3 protein-coding genes and 1 pseudogene are annotated in these 2,549 nt (G+C 79.0%); all 4 read right to left on the bottom strand.

Translation table 11 applies throughout. The annotated features are described in order from the left end of the window. Nucleotides 1-306 (bottom strand): hypothetical protein (locus tag F9B16_RS50080; RefSeq protein WP_225992683.1); only part of this gene is annotated, 306 nt, incomplete at its 3' end. After that, a complete protein-coding gene (locus F9B16_RS50075; protein ID WP_151547296.1) occupies nucleotides 296-1,669 on the bottom strand; it encodes a hypothetical protein in 1,374 nt (457 codons plus the stop codon). The genes F9B16_RS50080 and F9B16_RS50075, both read right to left, overlap by 11 nt. After that, nucleotides 1,666-2,340 (bottom strand): 4Fe-4S single cluster domain-containing protein, encoded by a 675-nt coding sequence (locus F9B16_RS50070; RefSeq protein WP_225992682.1) that lies wholly within the window; start codon nucleotides 2,338-2,340, stop codon nucleotides 1,666-1,668. The genes F9B16_RS50075 and F9B16_RS50070 overlap by 4 nt, the downstream gene beginning before the upstream one ends. After that, nucleotides 2,337-2,549, bottom strand: a pseudogene (locus tag F9B16_RS52105) (hypothetical protein); the annotation flags it as partial. The pseudogene F9B16_RS52105 and the gene F9B16_RS50070, both read right to left, overlap by 4 nt.

The raw sequence follows: 2,549 nt of genomic DNA, 5'->3' as shown, positions 1-2,549 counted from the left end.
CGCCGCCTCGGGGTCGGCGGGCAGGCGCCGCGACGCCGTGTCCCGCACGGTCAGCGTCGCGTCCAGCGAGAAGAACACGACGCGCTCGTAGCCGGCGTCGTGCAGTGCCTCCCACACCGCGCTGCCGAGGTCGTGCTGCCGGTACAGGCCGTCCACGAACGCGTCCTTGACGCCCGGACCGTACAGCGGCAGCACCGACTCGCCCTCGCGCGCCGCGTCGCGCAGCGCCAGCAGCCGCTCGGGCACCGCCGGCAGCCGCTCGGGCACCGCCTCGGCGGCGTCGACGGGGGCCGGTTCAGCGCTCATCGGCCCCTCGGGCGCGCACCCCGGCCCGCTCCACCAGCGGGCTCTCGCCGGCCTCGTCCCGGGCCGCCGGACGCGCCAGCGCCGCGAAGTCGCGCAGCGCCGGATCGGGCCCGGCGGCGTCCTCCGCCGGGTCGCCCGCGTCCAGGCCCTCCGCGCGCAGCGCCCGGCTCACCGCCGCCGACCGCTCCCGCCGCGCCGCCTCGTCCGGGTCGTCCTCGTACGACAGGATCCGCAGCGTGAAACCGGGGCCGTCGCCGTCCGGCGCCACCTCCACCACGACCTCGCCGCCGTCCGCGCGGTGCCGCAGCCGGCTGAAGAACGCGCGCCGCTCGTCCCCGGCCGCGTAGGTGTTGCCGGACCAGGCGAACCCCTGCCCCTCCAGCACCGCCACCACCTGCTCGGCGACGTTCACCCGCAGCTGCGACGCGACGATCCGCTCCGCGGCCCGCTCGACCAGCGCGTCCAGCCGCCCCTCGTACTCCGGCGCCGCCTCGCTGATCAGCGCGCGCAGCGCGGCGGCGTCCAGCGGGCAGTCCGGGTCGGCGACCGCGTCGACCTGCCGGGCCACCTCGTCGCGCAGCGCGCCGAGCCCGCCGTCCGTCCAGTGGTCGACGTCCAGGACGACGCCCGGGTCGGCCTCCGCGATCGGACGCTCCGCGTTGTCCTCGATCGTCGCCGCGACCGTCCGCAGCGCGGCGAGCGCCTCCGCGCGGAGCGCCTCCCACTCCAGCGCCAGCCGCTCCACGTCCGCGCGGAGCTCGCTCAGGTCGAGGTAGAGGTCCTGCACCTGGCTCAGCGAGTACCCGGCCGCGTGCGCCTCCAGGTTCCCGCGCGCGACGTCCAGCCGGGACGCGAGCCGCTCCAGCCGGCCCGGCGCGAACCGGCCGTGCGGCAGCGTGTCGCGGATCGCGTCGTGCATCGTCCGCGCGTCGCCGAACAGCCGGCGCGCCGCCTCCGCCGCCGCGTCGCTCTCGCCGCGCAGCTCGCCGACCCGCGCGTCCACCGCGGCGAGCCCGGCGCGCCGCTCCGCGCGCTCGCGGGCGATCTCGGCGGCGAGCCGTTCGCCCTGCTCGGCGAGCCGCTTGCGGCCCTCCGCCAGCTGCCTGCCGTGCTTGCGCAGCCGCCGGCTGGTCTCGTCCTCCAGCTTCCTCGCGTGCTCGCTCAGGTCGGCGAGCGCGCGGTCGGTGCCGTCCTGCCGGGCGGCCGCCTCCCGCCGCACGCGCTCCACGTCGTCGCGCGCGGCCCGCTCCACCTGCCGCAGCAGGCGCGGCATGTCCCGCCGCACCTTCGCCAGGTCGCGGGCGGACGCCTGCGCGTCCCGCCACGCCGCCGCGTCCACCGAGATCACCTTCGCGCCGCTCATCGGGACTCCTCGCCGCTCGTGCCCTCGCGTACCGTGCCGGTGAAACCTTCGCCCCCGCCCGTGCCGCCGCCGGGGCCGCTGGCGGTGCCTTCGCGCGCGCGGGCGAAGCCCTCGGACAGCGCGCGGGGCGGCACGCCGACCAGCAGCGCCTCCCCGCCGCGGACCCGCACCTCCGCGCGGCGCGGGCCGCCCGCCAGCTCGTCCGCCGCGCCTGCGAGCCGGTTCGTCAGGTGGTGGACGCGCTGGTTCGCGCTGCCGCGCAGGCCCCGGTCGTCGTTGCGGGACGCCACGTACCGGCCGTCGATCAGCACGTCCACCTCGGCGAGCAGCGCCGCCGCCTCCGCGCGGCCCGCGAGCTCGGCCCGCCGGTACCCGGTGAAGCAGATGACCGACAGGTCGCGCTTCGCGCGGGCGGCCCGCACCAGGTCCGCCAGCCCGGCCGCCTGCTCCATCGGCTCCCCGCCCGACAGCGTGAGGCCGGTGACGTCCGGGTCGGCCAGCAGCTCGTCCGCCAGCTCGTCCGGCGCGACCCGGCGGGCCTCCCGGAACGGGATCCAGTCCGGCGCGACGCAGCCCCGGCAGCGGAACGGGCAGCCCTGCACCCAGACCACCGAGCGCAGCCCCGGCCCGAGCGCCCGCGTCCCGACGCACGTCTCCGCCACGTTGATCACCGGCGCCGGCCCTGCCACCAGTTCGTCAGCGGCCCGAGGAGCTGGTCCCTGCGGGACCGGCGGGTGGCGTCGTGCCCCTCGTGGCCGGACGGCCCGAACCGCGACGGCTGCGGCGCGCCCCCGGCCCGCCCGCCGCCGAACCCGAGGGGGCTCCCGCCGCCGTACGGCGCCGCGCCGCCGTTGGGGTTCGGGCCGATGGGCGGGGGGCC

The sequence above is a fragment of the Actinomadura montaniterrae genome, from assembly GCF_008923365.1.
Classification (GTDB): domain Bacteria; phylum Actinomycetota; class Actinomycetes; order Streptosporangiales; family Streptosporangiaceae; genus Spirillospora; species Spirillospora montaniterrae.
This window is presented reverse-complemented; position numbering and strand designations above follow the sequence as displayed.

What these genes read in the sequence shown, in the direction of transcription:
- F9B16_RS50075 (WP_151547296.1), bottom strand. Translation starts at nt 1,669, where the DNA reads ATGAGCGGCGCGAAGGTGATCTCGGTGGACGCGGCGGCGTGGCGGGAC.